We start from the raw sequence: 5,212 nt of genomic DNA, 5'->3' as shown, positions 1-5,212 counted from the left end.
CTCCCGACCCCGCCCTCTCCTGGAGCGCCACGCGCCCCATGGTGTCGTTCGGTGAACCCGAGGGCTACGACGCCGACGCCCGGCCCCGGCCGCTCGGCCGGCGCGGGGCGCCGCAGGTCGCCGCTGCCGCCGTCTGCCTCGTACTCGGAATGGGACTCATCTCGGGTGCGCTCACCGGCAGTTGGCTCGTCGGCGGCTCGGGGGAGGAGGGCACGCCCAGCACCTTCGCCGCGGCCGGAAGCCTCTGGCACAGCGTCCCGGTCGACCAGCTCTTCCCGCCCACCGTGCAGGGCCGTGGCGCCGGCCCCGGCGGAGCCGACCGCACCTGGACCCGCATCGCCGTCGCCCCGGACAGCGGCTGCAAGAACGCCTTCGACCCGCTGCTGCGCAAGGCTCTCGCCCCCGTCGGCTGCGAACGCCTCCTGCGCGCCACCTACACCGACGCCACCGAGAGCTACGTGACCACCGTCGGCCTGCTCTTCACCACCGCCGACGCCCCCGGCATGACCGCCCTCGCGAACCGTTTCCGCAAGGAGCGCCTGGACCGCCGCAGCGACCTGATGCCCCTGCCGTACGCCGCGAAGGGCACGCTCGCCGCCGGCTTCGGCGCCGGCCAGCGCGCGTCCTGGACCGTCTCCGTGCTCACCGAGGCCCCGGTCGTCGTCTACGCCGTCTCCGGCTGGGCCGACGGCCGTACCGTCGACGACCCGCAGCCCGCCGAGGACGCCCTGGAGGCCGACGCCACCACCGCCGCCGCGCAGGCCGGCCTCGGCAACGAGGCGCAGGGCCTCGCCGACCGCGTCGAACGCGACTTCCGCAGAAACGTCCGCTCGGCCTCGGAGCAGCCCTCGTGACCGCCACGCACTCCCCGGCCGGGAAACGCCCCCGCAGGCCGTCCCGCAGGGCCGCCGCCCTCGGCGCCCTGCTCACCGCCGGTCTGGTCCTCCTCCCCGCCGCCACCGCGCACGCCGACGGCATCCGCGCCCAGCAGTGGGCCCTGGAGGCCATGCACACCGAGGAGGCCTGGCAGACCACCAAGGGCCGGGGCGTCACCGTCGCCGTCCTGGACACCGGCGTCGAGGAGGACCACCCCGACCTGGCCGGCAACGTCCTGCCCGGCAAGGACCTGATCGGCTTCGGAGCCGAACCCGGCGACCGCGCCTGGGCCCGGCACGGCACCGCCATGGCCGGCATCATCGCCGGCCACGGACACGGCCCCGGCGACACCGAAGGCGTCCTCGGCATCGCCCCCGAGGCGCAGATCCTCCCGGTCCGCGTGATCCTCGAGGACGGCGACCCCTCCCGGGCCAAGGCCCGCAGCACGCGCGGCAACGCCCTCGCCGAGGGCATCCGCTGGGCCGCCGACCACGGCGCCGACGTCATCAACCTCTCCCTCGGCGACGACTCCGCCTCCGCGCACCCCGAACCCGGCGAGGACCAGGCCATCCAGTACGCCCTGAAGAAGGGTGTCGTCGTCGTCGCCTCCGCCGGCAACGGCGGCGAGAAGGGCGACCACATCTCCTACCCGGCCGCCTACCCGGGCGTCATCGCCGTCACAGCCGTCGACCGCGCCGGCACGCGTGCCTCCTTCTCCACCCGCCGCTGGTACGCCACGGTCAGCGCCCCCGGCGTCGACGTCGTCATCGCCGACCCCGACCACAAGTACTACGAGGGCTGGGGCACCAGCGCCGCCGCGGCCTTCGTCTCCGGCGCCGCCGCCCTGGTCAAGGCCGCCCACCCCGGTCTCGCCCCGGCCCAGATCAAGACGCTGCTGGAGGACACCGCCCGCAACGCCCCGGCCGGGGGCCGCGACGACTCCCGCGGCTTCGGCTTCGTCGACCCGGCCGCCGCCATCGAGGCCGCCCGCCGGATCGAGCCGGAGGGCCTGCAGTCGGCCTCCTACGGTGCGAAGTACTTCGGCAGCGGACCGGACGCCGACGCCTCCGGCGACGGCACCGCCGACTGGGCCGCACCCCTCGCGGGCGGCTCCGGCGGCGTCCTGCTGGTCGCGGCGGTCGTCCTGTGGCGCGGCCGCCGCACCGGCCGTGAGGACTTCTGAGCCCCTGCGGGGAACGCACCGCCCGGCCCGACAGGGTCCGGCGGGGAGCGCACCGCCCGGCCGATAGGGTCGACGCGTGGCGAACAAGAACATCCCGGACTCCGGCTTCTCCGACGACGACGGCTCCGCCGACCCCCGGCTGAGCGCGGCGCTCATCGCCTGGTCCGCGGACCGGAGCGCCGTGGGTGAGGTCCTGGCCGCCCTGAGGGACGCCCGGCTGCTCGTCCCGGTCGTCGCCGTGCTCGGCGAGGTCGAGGAGGACGAGCGGGGACTGCGCCGCGAGAAGACCAGCGACATGGCCGTCCCCACCCTGAAGGCCGGCGACCGCACGGCCCTGCCCGCCTTCACCTCCACGGACTCCCTCGCCCGCTGGGATCCCCAGGCCCGCCCCGTCGCCGTACCGCTGCACCAGGCCCTGCAGGCCGCCGCGCACGAGAAGGCCGACACGGTCGTGCTCGACATGGCCGGACCGGTGCCCTTCGAGCTGACCGGCCCCGCGCTGCTGTCGCTAGCCGAGGGCCGCACCACCACGGACCCGCTCGCCGACCCGGCCGTCGTGGACGCCGTGCGCTCCGTGGTCGCCGACGTGCGCGCCGTGGTCAGGGCCTACCTCGGCCCCGGCCGGGCCGACGGCATCCTCGCCCTGGTCTTCGAGCCGGCCGTGCCGCACGAGGCCGGCGTCCACGCGGTCGCGCGCCGCCTCGCCGCCGAAGAGACGCTGAGGGCCCGCCTGGTGCACGGCCTCGACCTGGCAGTCCTGCCGGCCGGGGCGACGCCGCCGGGCGAGCCCTTGTACGTACGCGGATGAAGCGGATGAATTAGGGACAGAACCTAGCCGTAGACCGGGCCCGTGTACTTCTCGCCCGGCCCCTGGCCCGGCTCGTCCGGGACGAGCGAGGCCTCGCGGAACGCCAGCTGGAGCGACTTCAGACCGTCGCGCAGGGGCGCCGCGTGGAAGGAGCTGATCTCGGTCGCCGTGGCGTCCAGCAGACCGGCCAGGGCGTGGACCAGCTTGCGGGCCTCGTCCAGGTCCTTGTGCTTCTCGCCCTCCTCGGTCAGACCGAGCTTCACGGCGGCGGCGCTCATCAGGTTGACGGCGACCGTCACGATCACCTCGACCGCCGGAACCTCGGCGATGTCGCGGGCCATGGCGTCGAAGTCGGGGGACTCAGGAGGGGTCTCACTCATGCCCCACACGATAGGCGCAGGGAGCGGGTGCTCCCCACGTGCCCCCGACCCGCCCCGATTGGCTGTCGCCAGCCGATGCTGGTAGCCTCGTGTAACGACCGGTCGGACACGTGTGCCTCACAGCCCGCGGGCCCGGCCCACAAGTGGAGGCTTTCGAACTCCCACCCGATCACCCTCAGGGCGGCGGGTCACCGGTCAGACGGCCCCGTCCCAGCGGCGGGCGATCCGTCCGAAAGCGCGCCCCGCGGCTTCCCGCGGCGGTGCTCCGGTAGTTCGAGGAGCCCCGCCTGGGATCGTCCGGGGCATTTTTGTTGCTTCGGCGCGGTTAGGTCTATCGATCACAGACGTTACGCGGCCGTCCGCCAGACCGCCGCGTGGTGCTACCGAGGAGGATCCATCAGCGCCGAGCCCCGCATCAACGACCGGATTCGCGTTCCAGAGGTGCGACTTGTCGGTCCCAGTGGCGAGCAGGTGGGCATCGTCCCCCTGGCCAAGGCACTGGAGCTTGCGCAGGAGTACGACCTGGACCTGGTCGAGGTGGCGGCGACCGCCCGTCCGCCTGTGTGCAAGCTCATGGACTACGGGAAGTTCAAGTACGAGTCGGCCATGAAGGCCCGTGAGGCGCGCAAGAACCAGGCGCACACGGTCATCAAGGAGATGAAGCTCCGGCCGAAGATCGACCCGCACGACTATGACACCAAGAAGGGTCACGTCGTTCGGTTCCTCAAGCAGGGCGACAAGGTCAAGATCACGATCATGTTCCGTGGGCGCGAGCAGTCCCGGCCCGAGCTGGGCTACCGGCTGCTGCAGCGTCTCGCGGAGGACGTGGCCGACCTCGGGTTCGTGGAGTCGAACCCGAAGCAGGACGGCCGCAACATGATCATGGTTCTCGGTCCGCACAAGAAGAAGACCGAGGCGATGGCCGAGGCCCGCCAGGCGCAGGAAGCCCGCAAGGCGGAAGCGAAGGCCAACCCCGGCAAGTCGCAGAACGCCGCGGAAGCCGACGCGGACGCCGAGACGATGGCCGAGGCGCCGGCTGAGGAGCCCGCCGAGGCGTGACTCCCCGGGACGCCAGTCCCAGGAAGCAACCGATACAAGACGACGCTCCACCGTGCCCGGTTTAGCGACCGGGCACCGGAGTGCCGACGACGAGGAGAGAACGGCGCTATGCCGAAGAACAAGTCGCACAGCGGTGCCAGCAAGCGCTTCAAGATCACCGGCTCCGGCAAGGTGCTGCGCGAGCGCGCCGGCAAGCGCCACCTGCTCGAGCACAAGTCGTCCCGTGTGACGCGTCGCCTCACCGGCAACGCCGAGATGGCCCCGGGCGACGCCGCGAAGATCAAGAAGCTTCTCGGCAAGTGACGTCCCGGCGCGTGAGCGCCGTACAGGACGCCGTACCGGGACCCAATCGATTCCGGGTCGTGTGAGCACCCCCCACGGCCCCGCTGCAAGGAGTTAACAAGTGGCACGCGTCAAGCGGGCAGTCAACGCCCACAAGAAGCGCCGGGCGATCCTCGAGCAGGCCTCCGGCTACCGCGGTCAGCGCTCGCGCCTTTACCGCAAGGCCAAGGAGCAGGTCACCCACTCGCTGGTCTACAACTACAACGACCGCAAGAAGCGCAAGGGCGACTTCCGTCAGCTGTGGATCCAGCGCATCAACGCCGCTGCCCGCGCCAACGGCATGACCTACAACCGCTTCATCCAGGGTCTGAAGGCCGCGAACATCGAGGTCGACCGCAAGATCCTGGCCGAGCTGGCCGTCAACGACGCCGGTGCGTTCGCCGCGCTCATCGAGGTCGCCCAGAAGGCGCTGCCGAGCGACGTCAACGCGCCGAAGGCCGCGTGACGCCGGCTCAGAGCCGATGCGACTGAAGGACCCGCAGGCCGGACGGTCTGCGGGTCCTGCTGTGCAGCCACCGAGAAAGCGAACAGGATGCCGCCTGCCACCCCCGAGCTCGTCTCCCC

General features: G+C 72.4%; 7 protein-coding genes. 6 read left to right on the top strand and 1 reads right to left on the bottom strand.

Annotated elements, in window-relative coordinates:
- The 3 genes from C1J00_RS37840 to C1J00_RS37830 all read left to right on the top strand — a co-directional run.
- Positions 1-854 (top strand): hypothetical protein (locus C1J00_RS37840; protein WP_245936670.1); only part of this gene is annotated, 854 nt, incomplete at its 5' end.
- Positions 851-2,059, top strand: a complete 1,209-nt coding sequence (mycP, locus tag C1J00_RS37835) for a type VII secretion-associated serine protease mycosin (protein ID WP_439333468.1) — start codon at positions 851-853, stop codon at positions 2,057-2,059. The genes C1J00_RS37840 and mycP, both read left to right, overlap by 4 nt.
- A 76-nt stretch (positions 2,060-2,135) precedes the next feature.
- Entirely contained in the window at positions 2,136-2,867 is a 732-nt protein-coding gene (locus tag C1J00_RS37830) for an SseB family protein (RefSeq protein WP_102913428.1), read from the top strand.
- 23 nt (positions 2,868-2,890) lie between these two features.
- Here the strand turns inward: C1J00_RS37830 and C1J00_RS37825 are convergent, their stop codons facing one another.
- On the bottom strand, positions 2,891-3,247 hold the full coding sequence (locus C1J00_RS37825; RefSeq protein WP_062925865.1) for a DUF1844 domain-containing protein: 357 nt from the start codon (positions 3,245-3,247) through the stop codon (positions 2,891-2,893).
- Positions 3,248-3,643: 396 nt separating this feature from the next.
- On the opposite strand from C1J00_RS37825, the gene infC reads away from it, so the two are divergent.
- From infC to rplT, 3 genes are all read left to right on the top strand, one after another.
- On the top strand, positions 3,644-4,306 hold the full coding sequence (gene infC, locus C1J00_RS37820) for a translation initiation factor IF-3 (protein ID WP_102913429.1): 663 nt from the start codon (positions 3,644-3,646) through the stop codon (positions 4,304-4,306).
- Between the two features lie 108 nt (positions 4,307-4,414).
- On the top strand, positions 4,415-4,609 hold the full coding sequence (gene rpmI, locus C1J00_RS37815; RefSeq protein WP_003977225.1) for a 50S ribosomal protein L35: 195 nt from the start codon (positions 4,415-4,417) through the stop codon (positions 4,607-4,609).
- 100 nt (positions 4,610-4,709) lie between these two features.
- Complete coding sequence (gene rplT / locus C1J00_RS37810; RefSeq protein WP_097215629.1) at positions 4,710-5,093, top strand: 50S ribosomal protein L20; 384 nt, start codon at positions 4,710-4,712, stop codon at positions 5,091-5,093.
- The last annotated feature ends 119 nt before the right edge of the window (positions 5,094-5,212 follow it).

It is taken from the genome of Streptomyces cahuitamycinicus, assembly GCF_002891435.1.
GTDB classification, from domain to species: domain Bacteria; phylum Actinomycetota; class Actinomycetes; order Streptomycetales; family Streptomycetaceae; genus Streptomyces; species Streptomyces cahuitamycinicus.
Note: the sequence above shows the minus strand (reverse complement) of the source record. Positions and strands in the feature narration are given on the sequence as shown.

Excerpts from the sequence above, each read along its gene's own strand:
- C1J00_RS37825 (WP_062925865.1), bottom strand. The coding sequence starts at position 3,247 with ATGAGTGAGACCCCTCCTGAGTCCCCCGACTTCGACGCCATGGCCCGC.
- rpmI (WP_003977225.1), top strand. The coding sequence starts at position 4,415 with ATGCCGAAGAACAAGTCGCACAGCGGTGCCAGCAAGCGCTTCAAGATC.